The sequence below is a fragment of the Crossiella sp. SN42 genome, from assembly GCF_023897065.1.
Classification (GTDB): domain Bacteria; phylum Actinomycetota; class Actinomycetes; order Mycobacteriales; family Pseudonocardiaceae; genus Crossiella.
Genome location: NZ_JAMHIV010000020.1, coordinates 163268 through 182199, shown reverse-complemented (window position 1 = coordinate 182199; position 18932 = coordinate 163268). Strand labels below are relative to the sequence as shown.

The window sequence follows — 18932 nt, the reverse complement described above, 5'->3', positions numbered from 1 at the left end:
CACGTCATCCGCCGAGACCTGTCGCCTCCGTCACGCCATCGAAACTTGTCGATGGATAGATGCTCACCAGAGGTGCGCGACGTCCACCACGACCCGGTTGGGCAGGGTGAAGACCCGGAACGGCAGCCGGGCGCGCACGCCGAGGCCGACGTGGGTCTGGCCCTCGAAGGAACCGGCCCAGGCGACCTGGCGGAAGGTCTGGTAGCCGGTGACGTCGAGGAGTTCGGCGCGGTTGGCCGGGTGGTAGGTGAGGTTGCCGTGCTGGTCGTAGGCCGGGGCGTCCACCCGGACGAGCAGCTTCGCGCCGCCGCGCAGCGGGACCGGGTTGCCGGTCGGGTCCTCGGTCACCTCGGGCACGTAGGAGACCGCGTAGCCGTCGACCGGGCCGCGGAAGTCGAAGACCAGCCGGTCGAAGCAGTCCTGCCGGCCCGCGCGCAGGTTGGTCAGCTCGGCCGTGGTGGTCAGCATGGCGCTCTTGTCCCCGGAGCCCCAGTCGATCCCGCAGTAGCCGGGCGTGGCCGAGGCGGTCAGTGGCGCGGTCAGGCTCAGTGCGGCCAGCGCGGACAACAGCAGGGCCATTCGTCGTAACACCATGTCGTGCTCCCCTCCAGAAGCCGGAAGTTCGGCTGCCCCACAGACGTCCGGCGGGATCGGGCGTTGTCCGCACGCGGCCACCGTGTCCGGTTCGTGCCCGGAACGACACCCGACCGGGCTGCTCGGCGATCAGTCCACAGTGGACTCGGCAGCCACGGCGAGGAAGGCGGTGGCGGCCGGGCTGAGCGGGGCCTGCCTGCTGGCCAGCGCGAGCTCGAGGTGGGCGGGCGGTTCGAGGTCGAGCACCAGTGCGCCCGCGCGCCGGGCCAGCTCGGCCCAGGAGTCGGCGAGCACGGCCACCCCGACCCCGCCGAGCACCAGCGGCAGGATGGCCTCGCGGTGCTCGGTCTCCACCACCTCGGTCAGCTCGACCCCGGCGGCCCGGATCTCCTCGACCAGGCGGCGCATGCCGGTGCCGGTCTGGCCGACCACGATCCGTTGCCCGGCAAGGTCTTCCGCGCGCACCACCTGACCCGGTCGGAAGGGTCCGCCGGCCGGGGCGATGAGCACGAAGCGCTGGCGGCCCAGCGGGGTGAGCCGGACGTCCACCGCGGGCGGCAGCCGGGTGGCGCCGAGCAGGCCGAGCTCGGTGACGCCGGTGCGGACCAGCTCGAGGACCTCCGGCGCGGTGAACGCGGCCCGGATGGTCACGGTCAGGCCGGGGTGGCGGGTGGTGAAGGCGGTGACCAGGTCGCTGAGCGGCTGCACCGCCTGGGAGGGCATGGCGGCGATCTCCACCCGGCCCACGGCCAGCCCCGCGGTGGCGGCCACGCTGGCGCGGGCGATGTCCAGGTCGCGCACCACCTGCCGCGCGGGTTCGACCAGCGCGCGCCCGGCGTCGGTGAGCACCAGCCGACGGCCCGCGCGGTGGAACAGGTCCTGGCCGAGGTCGCGTTCCAGGGCGCGGATCGCCTGGGACAGCGAGGGCTGGGCGAGGTAGAGCGCGGCCGCGGCCCGGTGCACCCCGCCGTGGTCGACCACCGCGAGGAAGTAGGCCAGCTGCCGGGCGTCCATGGCCCCGACGCTACCGCTCAGTGCCGCAGCGCGGGCAGCAGCCGGTCGGCCAGCACCGGGGCCAGCGAGGTCATGAAGCTGGCGGAGAGGTGGTTGTTGTCCAGGTACACCTGGATGTTGCCGATCACCGGCGGGCAGACGTCCGGGGTGCACATGTGGTCACTGAGGTCCACAAAGGACACTGTGGGCGGCAGGTCCGGAATGGACAGGTAGGGCGGTGGGTCGGGGTAGATCTCGGCCCGGGGCGCGGCGCAGACGGGTTCGTCGGGACCGAGCTCGTAGGCGCAGGTGGACGGCCAGTGGTCGAAGCGCGGGTTGTCCCGCAGCGCGACCACCGGGATGTCCGCCGCGGCCAGCCGCCGCCACTGCTCGACGAACCCGGGCGGGGTGACCTCGCTGAGGCCGATCCGCACGTCGCGGCTGGCCAGGGTGAACACCGCATCCGGCTTGAGGTCGAGGATCTCGGCCGCGGCGGCGGCGTTCCAGGCCGTACAGGGCGCGTCGCCGGGCATGGACTCCGAGGCGGTGGAGAACGGGCAGAGGCCCTTGAACATGGTGACCACCCGCCAGCCGCGCTGCTCGGCGATCGGCCGGACCGCGGCCAGGTACTGCTGCATGTGCGAGTCGCCAACCAGCACAACGGTTTTCGCCGGACTGTCCACTGTGGACGTCGAGCACATCTCCAGGTCACGGTTGCGCGCCGAGCGGGTGCAGTCCAGGTCGTCCAGCCGCGCCCAGTCCTCGGGCAGCGCGATCCGCGGCGGCATCGGCGGCAGCTCCCCCGCGCTCCGGAACCCCGGCGTCATGGCCAGCGCGCCGGGGTAGTCGTGGCTGCCGATGGTGATCGAGTACCGCGCGTCCCGCACCGCCAGCGCCTGCCAGGAGGCGGCCAGCGCCAGTGCGGGCACCAGCAGCAGCACCGCGACCCGGTAGGCCCCGCGCGGAACGGGCCGCTCGACCAACCGGTGGGTCAGCACCGCCAGCCCCAGCGAAACCCCGATCACCAGCACCCCGCCCCGCCAGCCGACCTGGCCGCCGCCGCGGGCGACCAGGTAGAGCACCAGCACCGGCCAGTGCCAGAGGTAGAGGGCGTAGCTGAGGTCGCCAAGCCGGACCAGCGGCCGCGCGGAAAGCACCCGCTCCGCCCCACCGGCGAGGATCACCAGCACCGCGGCCGTGGTCGGCCAGAGCGCGGCGTAACCGGGGAAGACGGTGCCGACGTCGAGCACAAGGCCGCAACTGACCAGGGCCAGGATGCCGGCCCAGCCGAGGAACCAGCGCAGGCGGCGGGGCAGGGAGATGCGGTCGGCGACCAGGGCGAGCAGGCCGCCGAGGGCGAACTCCCAGAGGCGGGTGAAGGTGTGGAAGTAGGCGAAGGGCTGGTCGGTGGCGGTGAGGTGGATGGAGTAGGCGAGGGAGAGCGCGGTGAGCAGGGCGAGGGTGACGGCGATGGGGACGCGGAGCCCGGGTGCGGTGGTGGCGCGGCGCTCGGGTGCGGTGGTGGAGGCACGGCGGTCGGGCGGCGCGGCAGCCGCGGAGGCGCGGTCCTGGGGTAGCGCGGCGGTGGGAAGGCCGCGCCCGGGTGCGGTGGTGGCGCGGCGCTCGGCCGGGGCGGTGGTGCTGGGCCGTGGTCCCCTCCCCCGCCAGCGCCGGACCACCAGCGCGACCAGGGCGATCAGCACCGGCCACAGCACCATCAGCTGTGCCTGCACCGACAGCGACCAGAAGTGCTGCACCGGACTCGCCAGGTTGTCGCGCGCGAAGTAGTCCACCGAGTCCGCGCCCAGCCGCCAGTTCTCCAGGAACAGCGCGGCCGCCACCACCTCGCGGATGGTCTGGAACCAGCGTTCCGGCGGCAGGATCACGTACGCCGCGACGCAGGTCGCCGCCAGCACCACCGCCGCCGAGGGCACCAGCCTGGTGAACGTGCGGCCCCACTGGCGCGGAATGTCCAGGGTGCGTTGTTCCGCGGCGCGGAGGAGCTGGGCGGTCAGCAGGAAGCCGGAGAGCAGGAAGAACACGTCCACGCCGCCGGAGATCCGGTCCGAGTAGACGTGGTAGATCACCACCAGGGCCACCGCGAGGGCGCGCAGGCCCTGCAACTCGGGGCGGAACACCCGGCGCGGGGCGGCGGTGATCACGGCTCGGGTCACGGATTCGAGCTTGCGGCGTGAGTCTGAAGCGGTCCTGAAGAGCGGGCGCTGATCATAGGATCGGGCCATGCTGCCGAAGGTCTCCGATGCCCGGCTCCGCGAGTTGCGCAACCTGGCCGACGACGTGCGCGACACGCTCGCCGAGGCCGGGCTGCCGATCACCGGCGACCTCGCGCCCGGACTACGGGTGGGTGTCCGGGTGGAAGTCGATCCCGCCGACGATGAGGCGGGCGGGGTGTGGGTCGACTGGCACACCCATCCGCGGATGGCGAACGCGGCGGCGGACTGCGTCAACGAGGGGCGTCTGGACGACCCGGTGCTGACCCGGCAGGGCGAGGTGATGGAGGCGATGCAGCAGGCGTTGCTGGCGATCCTCACTTCCGCGGGGTTCCAGGCCGGCGACCCTGACCACGACTACCGGCCGTATGAGTTGCAGGTCACCGCGGGACCTGGCTAGGGCTCGGTCACCACGACGTCGACGCAGCGGGCGCGCAGCGCGGCCTCGTCCAGCACCGTGCGGCGGGGTTCGGGCACGTCCAGCACCCGTTCCTCGGCCCGGTTCATCAGCTCCGCGATCCGCCGGTCGGCGCGCAGCTCGGCCAGCGCGGAGCGGTCGCCGCCCAGCACCACGGCGTCCACAGTGGACAGTTGGGGCACCAGCACCCGGAACACGTCGTCGGCCGCGGCCTGCAAGGCGACCCTGGCCTGGCCCTCGCGGCGGCGGGCGAAGCGCTGCTGGGACCAGCCGCCTGCCTTGTTGCGGCCGTGCACCTGGCGGCGGTCGGTGGTGGAGAGCACCACCTTCGCACCCTCGGCCACGCCGAGGCTGTGGCCGCCCAGGCGGACCAGCACCAGTGCGATCCGGCGTGGGCGCAGCAGGTGCGGCAGCAGGGGGTCCAGGTGCAGGCCGGGGGTGATCACCGGGTCGCCGGGCAGGCCGCCGAAGGGGATGTCGAGCTCGGCCTTCGCGCCGTCGGTGGCGGTGAACACCGCGTGCGCGGGGCCGATGCGGGACTCGGTGACGCCCTGGTGGCGGGTGCCGAAGCGGTCCAGGAAGCCTTGCAGGCGTTCGGGTTCGACCTCGACGGCGCGGCCGCCGCCGGCGACCTGGCGGACCCGGCTCATCGGGGGGCCAGTGCGACGCACAGCGGCAGCGGGTGACCGCTTTCCGCTGGGGACAGGCACTGCACGGCGGCGAAACCGGCGTTGGCCAGCGCCTCGGCCACCTCCTCCACCGAGAGCACCCGGTGGTGGGTGGACACCGCGCCGGCCACCGTCCAGCCCTCGGCGCTGCGCACCAGCTGCACCACGTCCAGGCCGTAGGAGCCGCCGTCCTCGGCCCAGTCCCACAGCTGCACGGTGACCTGGCGGTCCGGGCCGGAGCCGGTGACCCTGGGCGGTGGTGCCGTGGGTCGCAGCGCGCCGAGTTTGGCCAGCTCGGGCACCGCGGCCACCAGCACGCCGCCGGGGCGCAGCAGCCTGCGGATCTGGGTGAGCACGGTGTCCAGCGAGTTCTCGTGCGCCAGCCTGGGCAGCAGGTCGTCGTTGGCGCGCACCGCGTCCACCGGGCCGCGGACCACCCCGTCGAGCAGGTCCATCAGGTCCACGCTCAGGTGTCTGCCCGGACCGAGCACCGCGGCGGCCACATCGGCCAGCACGTCCTCTGGCGCGCGGGGCACCGGCACCACCTCCGCGGGGGCGACGGGAGCAGGTTGCGAGCCGGTCACGATCGCAACACTAGAACGACGGCGCCCCGGAGCGACGACTGGGTCACTCCGGGGCGCCGGTGTTCAACCGAGGGTCACTCGTACCCGTTGATGTGCAGTGAGACCTTCCGCAGGTGGCCGGCGTCGGTGCGGACGTTGTCCACCACCTTCAGCGTCCAGTTGCCGTCGGCACTGCTGCGCAGCGCAGGCGCCAGCGGGGCCACCGGCCGCCAGGTGCCGGTGAACGGCGCCTGAGTCGCGGTGACGCCACTGAACGGCTGGGCCGCGCCGTCGTCGAAGACCACCTGGCAGAGGTTGTTGCCGCCGCCGCCCTGCCGCTGGAACAGGGTGAGGACCTGGCCGGACGGCGAGGTCAGCGTGCCTGTCAGGTCACCGACGTAGGTGTGGCTGATGCCCGCGGTGGTGGAGCCTTCCGCCGCGGAGCAGTCGGTGCCGTCCAGGGAGAAGGTGACCTTGGACGGCCTGCCCGCACCGGTCACCGGGATGGTGACGGTGACCCCGGCGGAGTCGCCGTCCGGGATCGCCACCGGCTCGCCGGCGTAGGCGAAGTCCTTGGCCACCGGCGAGGGACGGCCGATCGGGATGCTCAGCGCGGTGGTGGTCGGCGACAGCGAACCCGCGAAGGTCACCTTGGCCGAGAGCACCACCGGATCCCCGATCGGGTGGGAGGCCGGCACCGTGATGGCGAACTGGTTGAGCCCGGTCTGCCCGGCCTCGATGGTGCCGTAGTTCTTGGTGCGCGGCGCCACGGTCACCCCGGGGCTGGTCGCGGTCAGCGCCACGCTGACCGAGGCGGCGGTGCCGTCGCCGTTGTTGAGCACCGGCAGGAACAGCGCGGCGCTCTCCCCCGGCTCCAGGAACGCGTCGCCGTCACCGCTGGTCGGCGTGACCGTCGGCGGCTGGGCGACCGCCCTGGGCTGCGGGCTGGCTCCGGTGTGCGCCAGCACCTTGTCGGTGAGCAGGATGCCCGCGCCGGCGCGGTTGTCCACGCCGGGCGCGCCGATGTCCACCGCGGTGCTGGTCAGCGCCTGCCGCACCTCAGCGGCGGGCAGGCCGGGGTTGCCGGAGAGGATCAGGCCGGCGATCGCGGCGGCGTGCGGCGCGGCGGCCGAGGTGCCGTAGAACGGGCTGAAACCGGGGGTCTTGGTGGCCACGCCGTCGGCGGCGGTCAGGTCCGGCTTCTGTCGCAGCTCACCCTCGGGCGAGGCGACCGGGGTGCCGTCGGCGTTGAAGAACACCCGGCGCGGGCCGTCGGAGCTGAAGCGCTCCAGCTTGGAGCTGCCGTCGAAGGAGCCGGGGTAGGGACCGGCCGGGTTGGCCGGGTCGCCTGCCTCGCCGCCGGTGAAGGCCTTGGCGGCGGGGGCGGCGGCGACGCTGAAGGCGTCCTTGGCCGCGGAGTGGCCACGGGTCACGCCCGCGGTGGCGAAGCCCTTGAGCTCACCGGCGTCCTTGAACCGGCCGCGCAGCACCGACAACGACAGGTACTTGTCCTCGCCGCGGTACTTCACCACGGCCAGCCGCTGGCCGCCCGCGGTGGTGTTGACCCGTTCGTAGGGGTCCTGCAGCCCGTCCTGCACGCCCTGGCTGAGCGCGACCACGTTCCCGTTGCCGTCCAACAGGTACAGGTCGTAGTCGTTGGTGGCGCGCTGCAACGGGTCGGCCCAGAACAGGGTCACCGGCTTGCCGTTCGAACCGGCCGACATCGGGTTGATGATCTGCACGCCCGCACCGGGGTCGAAGTCGTGCGCGGTGCCGACGAAGCGGCCGACCCCCTTGCCGGAGTCGACGAACTTGCCCTCCCAGTGCCCGGAGGTGCCGTCGGCGAGGTTGCCCTCGTTGCCCGCGGAGGAGAAGAACAGCGCGCCGTTGGCGGTGACGTCGTTGACCGCCTGGGCGATGATGCCGTCCTGGAACGGCGACTCGTTGAAGTAGAGCACGTCATCGACGATCACGTCGCACTTGAGCTCGAAGCGCAGCTTGCGGATGTTGTCGGCGAAGCTGGCGTCGCCGTTGAAGGCGGTGGCGAAACCGAGGCTGGCGCCGGGCGCGACGTCGTGCAGGATCTCCAGCATCGCGGTGCCCTCGTCACCGTCGCCTTCCTGCCCGGCCAGCACGTCCACCGCGGGCAGCTCGCCCAGGGTGCGCATGGCGGCCAGGGAGTCCACGCCGTCGGACATCGCGCACAGCTTCGCGCCGACGCCGGTGACCTTGTAGTCGCGGCGGGCGTTGTCCGCGTTGTGCGCCCGGTCGCCCTCGGAGGTGACCGCGGCGACCCCGGCGCGCTGCTGCTTGGCGGCCAGCGCGGCGCGGGCCTGCTCGGCGATCCGCTTGCCGCGCGCTTCCTTGGTCTCGCTGGACTTCGGCGCGCCGGCACGGGCGGTCATCGCCTCGCTGGCCGGTTCGATCTGCCGGATGTCGCCGCGGGCGGCCAGCTTGGCCAGCGAGGACAGCGGCAGCTCGGCGCGCACGGTGCGGGTGGCCGGGGAGACGTGCCGGAGCACGCCGCCATGCCTGCGCACCTCGGCGACCAGCTCCTCGCCCACCCGGTCGGCGCGGATCTCCACCAGCACGGATCCGTTGCCGTTCACCGCGATCCCGGTGTTGAGCTCAGGCGCCGCGGTCAGCAGCGAGCGGTCCTGGCGCAGCCGCTGCTCCACCACCAGCCGACTGTCCACTTTGGACTCAGCCTTGGACTGGGTGGCCTTCACCCGTTGCAGGACGTTGATCTGCCGCGCGGTCCGCTCGGACAGGCCCCCGTCGTCAGCGGCACTGGGCGCCGCCACGGCGGGTGTCACGGCGCCCAGTGCCGCTGCCAGACAGGTCGCCCCGGCCACCAGCACGGTGGTCAGCCGGGATGGACGTAACCGTAATCGCACGCGCCCTCCACGTGTTGTGCGTGCCCCGACACACGCGACTCGATCACCGGGATCCCCGGTGATCGGTAAACGTACGGTCGCGATTGACCCTGGTCAGCAGCCGTTCGGGGGAAGTACCGACGGGTGAGATAAGAGGTTTGACAAATGCCCACCGTTACACCGGCCGGAAAGTTCCACCCAACGGCCGAAGGCACTGCTGCTACCGTCCGAACATGAGCGACGCGGTGCCGATCATCGACCTCACCCCCTGGTTCCAGGGTGATCCGGCGAGCCGCCGCGCGGTGGCCGCGGAGGTGGACAACGCCTTGCGGCGATCGGGATTCCTGCTCATCACCGGACACGGCGTGCCGGACGAGCTCCGGGACGACGTACGCGCCGCGGCCAAGGAGTTCTTCGCGCTGCCGGCGGAGACCAAACGGCGGTACGCGGTCAAGGTCGGCGAGCACGGCTGGCTGCCGCCGGGCGCGGAGGCCAACTCCTACGCCGAGGGCGCGGAGTCCCCGCCGGACCTCAAGGAAAGCTACTCCGTCGGCGCGGACCAGCCCACCGGCAACCCGGAGCTGGACCGGGAGTGGTTCGCGCCCAACGTCTGGCCCGCCGAGACGCCCAGGCTCCAGGAGCTGGCCGAGGAGTACCTGCGGCACATGCGCCGCCTGGCCGACGAGCTGCTCACCGTGTGCGCGGTGGCCCTCGACCTGGCGCCGGACTTCTTCACCAGCCGTGGGCAGCACCCGTCCTACACCATGAACATCAACTGGTACCCGCCACTGTCCACTGTGGGCAGTCCGCAGCCGGGGCAGTTCCGGATCGGCGCGCACACCGACTTCGGCACGGTCACCATCCTGGACCGCCAGCACGGCGTCGGCGGCCTGCAGGTGCACACCCTGGACGGCGAATGGGTCAACGCGCCGTTCGACCCGGCGGCCTTCACGGTCAACATCGGCGACCTGCTGGCCCGCTGGACCGGCGACCGCTGGCGCTCCACCCGGCACCGGGTGCTGCCGCCGGATGCCAGCGCGCCGGATGAGGAGCTGATCTCGCTGATCTACTTCTACGAGACCGATCCGGACGCCCGGATCGCCTCGCTGGGACCGCCGATCGGCAAGGTCGCCTACCCGGAGGTGCGGGCCGGCGACTATTTGCGGGCGAAGCTGGACGCCATCACGATGGACTGACCGGAGGCGGGATCCATGCGCACGCTGTTGTTGATCACGCTGGCCGTCACCGGTCTGCTGTCGGCCTGCGGCACCGGCGCGCCCGCGCCCACCAGCGGGTCCAGCCCGGCGCCGACCACCGCGCCACCCCAGCGGCCGCGCGAGGTGGCCGCGCACACCGTGCCGCCCTGCGAGCTGCTCACCTCCGCCCAGCAGAGCGACCTGCGGGTGACCCGGATCGAGCCGGGGCCTGCCGACGGTTCGCAGGACCCGTGGTGCGCCTTCGTGGTGGACCCGCCCGGCTACCGGTTCGTGGTGACCCCGTGGGCGGGGGCCGGGATCGAGAGCTGGCTGGGCATCTCCAGCGCGAAGGCGAAACTTGTCGGCATCGCCGGGTTCCCGGCGGCCAGGGTGAGCTCCCTGGAAGGCCGCGGCGCGCCCTGCGGGGTGCACGTGAGCGTGGCCGACGGGCGGACGCTGAGCGTGACGGGCAGCGCCGGCAAGGACACCTTCAGCGAGGACGAGCTGTGCCGGGAGACCGAGCGGGTGGCCGGGGCAGCCCTGGCCACCGCGTTGTCCCGCGCCCGCTGACGCGGCAGGCCGGCATGGTCAAGACCGCTGCACGGTCGCCGCGGTCAGCGGCAAGCGGTACTCGGTCTGCGGACGCGCCGAATAGGCCCGCTACAGCACAAAAGCGTCGGTCCACAGCTGCCCGGTGCGGCCGGAGAGCGCCTCCAGCATGGCCACCGCCTGCGAGTCGGTCAGCGAGGCGACGAAGTCCACCACCGCGCGGCCGCGGGCCAGCCGCCGCAACGAGTCCCGGCCCTCCGGCAGCTCACCGGTGGCCCCGGCCAGCACCTGCGGCCGGGTCTTCGCCAGGGTGGTGTACTCCTCCTGGGCCAGCTCCACCAGGTCGTTGAGCCGCCTGGGCAGCCGGGAGCGCTCGTAGCGGTCGCTGAGCCACTGGTCGAGGGCCTCCACCAGCGAGGTCAGCAGCCGGGCCTGGCCGCGCTGGTGCAGTGCCAGGTCCGGGCGGCCCAGCACGAAGCGGTGGTGCACGAACTTGAGCACCTGCACCTCGTGCCACTGGTCGGCCGCCAGGGCCACGTGCGCGGTGCGGGTGCTGGGTTCGGCGAGCATGGTGACGCCCTCGACCAGCCGGGCGGTCCAGCGCGCGGAGAAGTCCGCGACCAGCTGCTCGGCCTCCACCGAACCGTCGAACGGGGTGGAGAGCAGCCCGTCCACCAGGTCCCTGCGCACCCTGGCCACCGCGGCGGCGAAGGCCTCGTCGTCGACCACCCAGCCGTCCTTGAGGTGCAGGCGGCGGCGCAGCAGCTCCAGGGACCGGCCCGGCCTGCGGGACTGGGCCTGGAGGTCGGGGCGGCTCAGCCCGGCCAGCTCCACGCACTCCCGCTGCCAGACGTCCAGCTCGGCGGCGACCGTGGCGTGCTGCAGGACGCCGACCCGGTGGAAGTCCTCCAGGTCGTGGATGGCGTAGGCGATGTCGTCGGCGGTGTCCATCACCGAGGCCTCGACGGTCTGCTGCCAGTCCGGGATGCGGCCCTGGAAGGGCAGCCGGGCTTGCAGCATGTCGTCGATCTCGGAGACGTAGACGGAGAACTTGGCCGATCCGGTGCCCGGCGCGTCCGAGGGCTCGCCCGCGCCGCGCGGCGGCTGGGCCATGGTGCGCGGGTGCGGATCGGGGTGGGACAGGCGGGTCCACGGGTACTTCAGCATCGCCGCGCGCACCGCCACGGTCAGGTCAAGGCCGACCGCGGCGGGGCCGCGCACGTCGGTGGTGGTGACGATGCGGAAGGACTGCGCGTTGCCCTCGAAGCCGTCCGGCAGGCCGAGGCGGTGCCGGGCCAGCCGGTCCAGCACCTGCTCGCCGAGGTGCCCGAACGGCGGGTGACCGAGGTCGTGGGCGAGCGCGGCGGCCTCCACCACGTCCGGGTCGCAGCCGCCCAGCTTGTCCACCAGGTCGGCGTGGAAGGGGTTGCGGCGCAGGCGTTCGGCGATCGCGCGGGCCACCTGGGCCACCTTGATGCTGTGCGTGAGCCGGTTGTGCACCAGCAGCCCGGAGCCGGAGGGGCTGATCACCTGGGTGACGCCGCCGAGCCTGGCGAAGAACGGGCTGGCCGCGACCCGGTCCCGGTCCACCCGGAACGGGCTGGCGGCCAGGTCCAGCGGCACCGCGACGGCCCCGGAGTCCCCGGAGCGGCGGAGCGCTCGCGCGTCGGTGGCGTGATCGTGCATGCGACGACGGTAGACGCTCGGTGGCCGGTTCGCCCCGCCGTATGGGCGCAGCGGCTGATCGGACTGGGCTCACCGGGTCGAACAGCCTTGCAGACCTGGTATTTCGTCAATTCTTGGCGGATTCTCGATCTATGGAGCTGAGCGGGGCGCGGATTCTCGTGGTGGGTGCCACCGGTGTCCTCGGTGGCCGGGTCAGCCGTGGGCTGGCGGATCGGGGCGCGAAGCTCGCGCTGGCCGGACGTGACCGCCGAAAACTCATCGCGCTGGCCCGCGAGCTCGGCGGCTGCCAGTACAAGCGCTTCGACGCCTACGACGTGGAGGGCTGCCCCTGGCTGGTGCGCGATGCCCACCAGGTGCTCGGCGGGCTCCAGGGCGTGGTGGTGTGCTCGGGCATCGTGGCCTTCGGCACCGCGGAGAACACCCACGACGTGGTCTCCGAACAGCTCTTCGCGGTCAACACCCTGGCGCCGATCGCCATCCTGCGCACCGCCTTGCCGGTGCTGCACCGGGGTTCGGCGATCGCGGCGATCACCGGCGTGGAGTCCGACCGGCCGGCCGCGGAGCTGGCCACCTACTCCGCGAGCAAGGCCGCGCTCTCGGCCTGGCTGGCCGCGGTGCGCGAGGAGCAGCGGCCGCGCGGGATCACCGTGCTGGACGCCAAGTTGCCGCACGTGGACACCGGCATGGGCGAGCGCGCCGCCGCTGGCAGACGGCCCAACCGGATCGGCCGGGGCGCGGATCCGCAGTACGTGGTGGACCGGATGCTGGACGCGCTGGCCGGTGGCGCCGAGGAGATCCGGGTAGGGCCGGACGGCCGGACTTTGGAAACAAACTAACCACGCCGAGTCACCGCCTTCTCACCCGTTTGTCGTATTCCGGCGTATCCCAACGTTTGCCAAGATGGACGTGGTCTAGACCACACTTTGGCGAACGTTGATTCCACTTCGCCGCCGCCACGGTCCTCGCGGGACCGACAACCGGAATCTGCCGTTCTGTCGCCTCCACCCTGTGAAGGAGAGACATGAGCGTGAAAAGCAAGCTCGTCGCGGCCGCCGCCGGTATCGGCATGGTGCCTGCCATGTTGGTCGCCCTGCCGGCCACGGAGGCGAGCGCGCACGGCTACATCTCCAACCCGCCGAGCCGTCAGGCGCAGTGCGCCGCGGGCACGGTCTCCTGTGGTGACATCAAGTACGAGCCGCAGAGCGTGGAGGGCCCCAAGGGGCTGCGCAACTGCCACGGCAACGTGGGCCGCTTCGCCGAGCTGAACAACGACAGCAAGGGCTGGCGGGCCACCTCGGTGGGCCGCAACGTCACCTTCAACTGGCGGCTGACCGCCCGGCACCGCACTTCCACCTGGGAGTACTACGTCGGCGGCACCAAGGTCGCCACGTTCAACGACAACGGCGCCACCCCGGGGGCCACGGTCTCGCACAACGTGAACCTGGGCAACCACTCGGGCCGCCAGAAGGTGCTGGCCATCTGGAACATCTACGACACCGCGATGGCCTTCTACAACTGTGTCGACCTGCAGGTGAGCTGACCGGTGAGGCGGGGGCGGCGACGGAGACGGGACCGCCGCCGCCCCAGCACCGGTCAGCCCGGGAAACGGAACAGCTCGGTCGCGGCGGTCAGCGGGTAGGACCCCGGGACCGCCTCGCCTGCCGCCGCGCGCACCCCGCCGGTGACCAGCACCCGGCCGTCGGCCAGCTCGGCCAGCCCGAAGTGCGCGCGGTCCACCCGCAGCGTCGCCTTGCGCCCGGTCCCGGCCACCAGCACGCTGCCGTCGGCCCTGGCCAGCGCGCGGTCGCCGGTGCGGCCGACCTCCCTGGCCTGGGCCAGGATGCGCGGGCCGGCCTCGGCGTCGTAGTGCTCGGTCCTGGTCCACAGCCCGCGGTCCGGGTCGTACAGCTCGGCCGTCTGCAACGCGGTGTAGCCGCCCGCGCGGGTGGTGCTGCCGCCGGCCAGCAGCACCCGGCCGTCGGGCAGCAGGGTGGCGTGGTGGAAGAACCGCGGTTCGGCCATGGTCCCGGCCGGTGTCCACGCCCCGGTGGCCGGGTCGTAGAGCTCCGCGGTGGCCAGGCCCAGCGCCGGGTACTCCCTCGGCCCGGTGAGCCCGCCCGCGACCAGGATCCGGCCGTCGGCCAGCACGGTGGCGGAGTTGCGGCGGCGCGCGGTGGCCAGCGGCGCCAGCTCGGTCCAGCCACCGTCGACCTCGTCGAACCGGTAGACCTCGGCGCGGGCGCCGCGGCGGGCGTCCTCGCCGCCGATGGCCACGATCCCGCCGCCGGGCAGCCGGAGCAGCCCGTCGGAATGGCCCCACCAGGCACGGGGGGACGGCAGGGGGTCGGCGCTGGTCCACTCCCCCGCGGCGCAGTCGAGAACGGCGACGCTTCCCATGCGATGACGGTGCCAGGCGGAAGCCACTCGAACGGCGGATCCGGTCAAGGTCCTCCCTTTCGGGCAGCGGGCATCCGACCAACCTCGCTCGGGTGTCAGGGACGCTGACTACTGTGGTAGGCCACGCGGTCACTTTCCGCGCAGGACTTCCTGGGGGTGTCACTGGTGGCGTTGGAGCCTGACCTCGGCCTGGTGGGGCGGGACAGCACGGCCGCGTTGCTGGCCTCGCTGATCGACCGCAAGGCCCGGCGGCCGCTCCCGCTGGTGGTCGCCTACGGGCCCGGCGGCAGCGGCAAGACCACGCTGCTGGACCACCTGGAGCGCCGTTGCCGGCCGGACGTGCCGCTGGCGCGGGTGGACCTGGACGAGACCGGCTCCAAGTCCTGCCGGGACGTGCTGGACGCGGTGTTCGGGCAGCTCCGGCGCTACCAGAACGTCCACTTCGGACGGATGCGGCTGCCCCGCTACGAGCTGCTGCGGCTGGCCCAGAGCACCGCGGCCGAGCCGGAGGAGGACGGCGACCCGCACCGCAGGGCCCGCCAGCTGCTCGCGCACCGGCTCACCGGCCTGCCCCGGATCGCCGACGTGGTCGGCTCGATCGCCGAGTCCGCGCCCGCCCCGCACTGGCTGACCCGGCTGGCCAGGCCGCTGCTGGGCTGGCTGACCACGCTGGCCGTGGTGGCCCCCTCGCGGATCCGCTGGCTGCTCGCGCCGCGCCGGTTCGCCGCCACCTGGCGCTGGTACGAGAAGGTGGCCGGGGAGGGCGTGCTCGGACTGGCCAAGGGCTGCAAGGTGGACGAGGTCATCGCCCAGATCTGGCACCTGCTGCGCAGCGAGGAACGCCGGGACCGGCTGGTGGTGGACCGGCTGCTGGTGGCCGCCTTCCTGGCCGATCTGGACGGCGCCTACAAGGGCCACCGCAGGCGGCGGCGCCGGGTCAACTGCGTGCTGCTGCTCGACGGCGCGGACCTGTTGTCCCCCTTCGAGGTCAACCTGTTCCCGCCCGGCCGCACCACGCCCGAGCCGCCGGTCAGCGACCTGCTGGAGCTGCTCGCCGAGGCCAAGCTGCGCAACCCGGAGGTGCCGCTGCTGGTGGTGGCCACCAAGCAGGCCACCCCGGACCAGCAGGACATCCCGCCGCCGGAGAGCGACGACCTCGATCCGGCCGATGCCGCGCACGCCCGCTACCACGGCTGGCGGCAGCGCTTCGAGCAGGCGCGGGCCAACCACGGCCCGGCCGCCGCCGCGGTGCTGCCGGTGCGGCTGCGGCCGTTCACCCTGGCCCAGACCCGGCAGTTCCTGCACGAGTGGAACCGCAGCCGGGACTCCACGGTCCGCTCCGCCGCGCTGGTGGCCGAGCTGCACGAGGTGACCAAGGGCCATCCGCTGGCGGTCCGGCTGGCCACCCAGGTGATGGACCGGCTCTACCGGCGGGACCGGGTGATCCCCTCGGTGCGCACGGTCTTCGCCCAGCGGGTGCCGCGCGAGGAGGCCGCCGCCGAACCGGATGAGAAGGTCGGCGACTACCTGCTGGTCCGCTTCCTGCAACGCTTCCGCGGCTCCGACCTGCCCGAGCGGGCGCAGACCCGCAGGCTGCTGACCCGGCTGGCCGCGCCGCGCAGGCTCGACCTGGCCACCATCCAGCGGCTGGTGCCGGACCGCGACGCCGAGGAGATCTGGGGCAGGCTGTCCACCTACAGCTTCGCCGACCGCAGCGCCGACGGCCGGTGGATCGTGCTGCACCCGCTGCTGCGCGACCTGCTCGGCGCGCAGCTGCTCGCGCACGGCGCGGGCGCGGAGTACCCGTACGAGCACGTGCACCGCGAGCTGCGCAACCACTACACGATGCTGGGCCGCCAGGGCGACCGGCTCTACCACGCGCTGGCCCTCGGCGACACGCACGTGGTGGCCAGCCACCTGTCCTCCCGGCTGACCAGGGGCGACAGCCGGTGGGTGGCCGACCTGGAGGTGATCGCGGAGGCGCCGGGCTGGCGGCACAGCCGTCAGCTGCGCAGCCGGTTGAACTGGCCCCGGGTGCGGCGGGTGGAGGAGCTGCTGATCGCGGTGTGGAAGCTGCGCTCCAACACCTCCACGGTGCGGCGCAGCGCGGAGCTCTTCGACGACGTGCTGCGCGCCTACCGCAACCTCGACGCCGCCGGTCAGCCCGCGGTGGCCGACCAGATGTCGTTCTACCGCAACCAGGTCCGGCTGGCCGAGGACAACTCCATCGCCGAGCCCGGGCCGGCGCTGCCTCCCTACAGCGCCGGCGAGGACCGCCACCCGTATCCGACGGTGTGGCCGCCGCCGCACACGCTGCGGCGCAGCGCGGTGGCCGCGGTGGCGGTGCTGCTGCTCGGCTACGGCGGGATCTACCTGCGGCACCAGCTGGTGCACTGCGACCGGGACGGGGTCTTCGCGCCGGGCCGGGTGCTGGACTCGGTGTTCGACCCGAGCCTGATGCTGACCAAGTCCGCGCAGGGCGAGTGCTACGGGGTCACCGACGGCATCGGCAACTTCATGCACAACGCCAACGAGACCCTGCCCGACGACATCGAGGTGGCCGAGCTGAGCCGCCTGGTCGCCGAGCAGAACGCGCAGGTGCGCCGGGAGGCCGACCGGCCCAGCACCGACGACCGGCGGCGGCCCTACCTGACCATCGTGGTGGCCTCGATGTTGAGCTCTGCCAACGAGGTCCCGCGCCGGGACCTGTCGGCGGGGGTCAACGAGCTGCGCGGGGCCTACCTGGCCCAGCGCGCCTGGAACCGGTTCAACACCCCCACCATCAAGCCGCCCTTCCTGCTTCGCTTGGTGCTGGCCAACTTCGGCGGCAACTCCGAGTTCGCCCAGCACACCGCGGAGAAGATCCAGTCCCTGGTGGACAGCGACCCGACCGTGGTCGGGGTCAGCGGCATGGGCCAGACCAGGGACTCCACCATCCGGGCCGCGGAGATCCTCGGTTCGGCCATCGGCCACTGGCAGGGCATCCCGATGGTGGCCTCCGCGCCGACCGGGAACGCCTTCACCGGCAAGGACTTCTTCTTCCGGATCGCGCCGCCGAACAAGCGGCAGGCCGAGGCCGCGATCACCTTCGCCACCACCGAGCCCCGGCTGCGCACCCGCCAGCCGTTCCTGCTGCACGACCCGAACGACCGCTACAGCGCCGACCTCAAGGACGACTACCTGCAGGAGCTGCTGCGCCGCCGCAGCGGGCTGGGCGAGCCGGTCGAGCAGCCGTATGAGGCGGGCAAGAGCAACACCGGCAACGTGCTGGCCACCAGGGTCAAGGAGATGTGCGAGCTGGCCGCCCAGCGCCGACGCACCCCGCTGCTGATCTACTCCGGCCGCGCCAACGAGCTGCCCACCCTGATGGAGAAGCTGGACGAGTCCGACTGCGACCGGGACACCGTGGTGCTGGGCGCGGACGACCTGTCCCAGCTGGAGACCGCCGGCTACGCCGACCTGGCAGGCAACGAGCAGCAGCGCCCCCGCCGGGTGTCCTTTGTGGACGGACGACTGTACTTCACCACGCTGGGCCCCACCGAGGACGGCTGGCGGCGGATCACCGGCGGCAACCCGCCCAGTGAGGCCGAGCAGTTCTTCACCCAGCACGCCGACGCGCAGAAGGAACAGGGCGAGGCCGCGCAGGCCTTCCGCTCCGGCCCCAACGGCCACGTGATGCTGGCCTTCGACGCGGTGAACCTGTTGCTCACCGCGATCGAACGCGCCAGGACCGAACACAACCTGCCGGACCGCGCCAAGCTGTACGCGGCCTTGCGCGCCACCACGGGGCCGAACCTGTTCCGCGGGGTCACCGGGCCGGTGGACTTCGGGCAGGCCGATCCGGAGTTGCTGCGCCGGGGCGCGGATCCGCGGAGCAAGCAGGTGGTGGTGCAGCAGGTGATCGCCGACGGCAACCGGTTGCGCTCGGCGTTCGTGCGGGCGCTGACCTGATCAGCGGGTGCTCACTCAGGGGCCGGGGACCAGCGGGGCGTAGGCGCGCACCAGGGTCTGCTCCGCTTCGTCCAAATAGGACACCAGCAGCGCTTCGGCGCGGTCGGCCTCGCCCTTTTCCAGCAGCTCCAGGATGTCCCGGTTGCCCGCCATGAACGGCACGTGGAAGGCCTTGGGGTCGTTCATCACCAGGAAGACCAGGCGCAGCTCGGCCAGCAGCTGGCGCATCAGCTCGTCCAGGCGGCCACTGTCGGCCAGGGCCACGATCGCCTGGTGGAAACGCATGTTCGCGGTGCCCACATCGCGCCAGCGGCGGTCGGTGGCCGCGCGGTCGGCCTCGGCGACGGCCTCGCGCAACGCGGTCAGGCCGCCTTCCGGGGCGTTGGGCAGGTTGCGCACGCCCGCGGACTCCACCACCCGGCGGACCCGGTAGAGGTCCACCACGTCGGCCACCGACAGGGTGCGCACGAAGACGCCGCGGTTGAGCTGGTGGGAGAGCAGGCGTTCGTGGGAGAGCAGGCGGAAGGCCTCGCGCAGGGTGTTGCGGGAGACGCCGAGCGCCTGGCCGATGGCCTCCTCGGACAGCCGTTCACCGGGATGGAAGAACCCGGCGATGATCCGGTCCCGCAGGATGCCCGCGACCCGCTCGGCCGTGGAGCTGCGACCCAGCAGCTCGCGGTCGGCCGTCAGGTCCGCCAGGGGCGCGTCGCTCACCGTGACCTCCTCGTTGTGCTCAAGAAAATCATGGCACAAGCCCCTTGTTCTTTTGTTGAACAATCCTTATGTTGACTCGTACCACATCGTAGCGTG

At 72.6% G+C, this 18932-nt stretch carries 15 protein-coding genes; 6 read left to right on the top strand and 9 right to left on the bottom strand.

All coding sequences use genetic code 11. The features are described from left to right. Positions 1-63: 63 nt before the first annotated feature. The 3 genes from M8C13_RS24485 to M8C13_RS24475 all read right to left on the bottom strand — a co-directional run bounded on the left by M8C13_RS24485 (position 64) and on the right by M8C13_RS24475 (position 3761). Positions 64-594 carry a hypothetical protein gene (locus M8C13_RS24485; protein WP_252483025.1) on the bottom strand — a complete coding sequence of 177 codons (531 nt, stop codon included), beginning with the start codon at positions 592-594 and terminating at the stop codon, positions 64-66. Positions 595-723: 129 nt separating this feature from the next. Further along, the gene (locus tag M8C13_RS24480) at positions 724-1608 is read right to left on the bottom strand and encodes a LysR family transcriptional regulator (RefSeq protein ID WP_252483024.1); all 885 of its coding nucleotides are present in this window, start codon (positions 1606-1608) and stop codon (positions 724-726) included. Between the two features lie 17 nt (positions 1609-1625). Further along, a complete protein-coding gene (locus M8C13_RS24475; protein ID WP_252483023.1) occupies positions 1626-3761 on the bottom strand; it encodes an acyltransferase family protein in 2136 nt (711 codons plus the stop codon). A gap of 67 nt (positions 3762-3828) precedes the next feature. Here M8C13_RS24475 and M8C13_RS24470 point away from each other — a divergent pair, with 67 nt between their 5' ends. Next, positions 3829-4218: a hypothetical protein gene (locus M8C13_RS24470; RefSeq protein WP_252483022.1), complete on the top strand. Its 390-nt coding sequence runs from the start codon at positions 3829-3831 to the stop codon at positions 4216-4218. Here the strand turns inward: M8C13_RS24470 and M8C13_RS24465 are convergent. The 3 genes from M8C13_RS24465 to M8C13_RS24455 form a co-directional block, all read right to left on the bottom strand. Next, complete coding sequence (locus tag M8C13_RS24465; protein WP_252483021.1) at positions 4215-4886, bottom strand: acVLRF1 family peptidyl-tRNA hydrolase; 672 nt, start codon at positions 4884-4886, stop codon at positions 4215-4217. The genes M8C13_RS24470 and M8C13_RS24465 overlap by 4 nt on opposite strands. Then, positions 4883-5488, bottom strand: a complete 606-nt coding sequence (locus M8C13_RS24460) for a hypothetical protein (protein ID WP_252483020.1) — start codon at positions 5486-5488, stop codon at positions 4883-4885. The genes M8C13_RS24465 and M8C13_RS24460 overlap by 4 nt, the downstream gene beginning before the upstream one ends. Before the next feature lie 74 nt (positions 5489-5562). Then, a complete protein-coding gene (locus M8C13_RS24455) occupies positions 5563-8328 on the bottom strand; it encodes a S8 family serine peptidase (protein WP_374213133.1) in 2766 nt (921 codons plus the stop codon). 248 nt (positions 8329-8576) lie between these two features. On the opposite strand from M8C13_RS24455, the gene M8C13_RS24450 reads away from it, so the two are divergent. Together M8C13_RS24450 and M8C13_RS24445 are read left to right on the top strand one after the other, a co-directional pair. Further along, the gene (locus M8C13_RS24450) at positions 8577-9539 is read left to right on the top strand and encodes an isopenicillin N synthase family oxygenase (RefSeq protein WP_252483018.1); all 963 of its coding nucleotides are present in this window, start codon (positions 8577-8579) and stop codon (positions 9537-9539) included. Between the two features lie 15 nt (positions 9540-9554). After that, complete coding sequence (locus M8C13_RS24445; protein WP_252483017.1) at positions 9555-10109, top strand: DUF3558 domain-containing protein; 555 nt, start codon at positions 9555-9557, stop codon at positions 10107-10109. A gap of 90 nt (positions 10110-10199) precedes the next feature. Here M8C13_RS24445 and M8C13_RS24440 read toward each other — a convergent pair whose 3' ends face one another. Continuing rightward, a complete protein-coding gene (locus M8C13_RS24440; RefSeq protein ID WP_252483016.1) occupies positions 10200-11774 on the bottom strand; it encodes a deoxyguanosinetriphosphate triphosphohydrolase family protein in 1575 nt (524 codons plus the stop codon). A gap of 131 nt (positions 11775-11905) precedes the next feature. On the opposite strand from M8C13_RS24440, the gene M8C13_RS24435 reads away from it, so the two are divergent. Together M8C13_RS24435 and M8C13_RS24430 are read left to right on the top strand one after the other, a co-directional pair. Then, positions 11906-12610 carry an SDR family oxidoreductase gene (locus tag M8C13_RS24435; RefSeq protein WP_252483015.1) on the top strand — a complete coding sequence of 235 codons (705 nt, stop codon included), beginning with the start codon at positions 11906-11908 and terminating at the stop codon, positions 12608-12610. Positions 12611-12795: 185 nt separating this feature from the next. Continuing rightward, complete coding sequence (locus M8C13_RS24430) at positions 12796-13314, top strand: lytic polysaccharide monooxygenase auxiliary activity family 9 protein (RefSeq protein WP_252483014.1); 519 nt, start codon at positions 12796-12798, stop codon at positions 13312-13314. 53 nt (positions 13315-13367) lie between these two features. Here the strand turns inward: M8C13_RS24430 and M8C13_RS24425 are convergent, their stop codons facing one another. Continuing rightward, the gene (locus tag M8C13_RS24425; RefSeq protein WP_252483013.1) at positions 13368-14171 is read right to left on the bottom strand and encodes a kelch repeat-containing protein; all 804 of its coding nucleotides are present in this window, start codon (positions 14169-14171) and stop codon (positions 13368-13370) included. Between the two features lie 165 nt (positions 14172-14336). Here M8C13_RS24425 and M8C13_RS24420 point away from each other — a divergent pair, with 165 nt between their 5' ends. Then, a complete protein-coding gene (locus M8C13_RS24420; RefSeq protein WP_252483012.1) occupies positions 14337-18122 on the top strand; it encodes a hypothetical protein in 3786 nt (1261 codons plus the stop codon). Between the two features lie 15 nt (positions 18123-18137). Here the strand turns inward: M8C13_RS24420 and M8C13_RS24415 are convergent, their stop codons facing one another. Then, on the bottom strand, positions 18138-18836 hold the full coding sequence (locus M8C13_RS24415) for a GntR family transcriptional regulator (RefSeq protein ID WP_252483011.1): 699 nt from the start codon (positions 18834-18836) through the stop codon (positions 18138-18140). Positions 18837-18932: the final 96 nt, after the last annotated feature.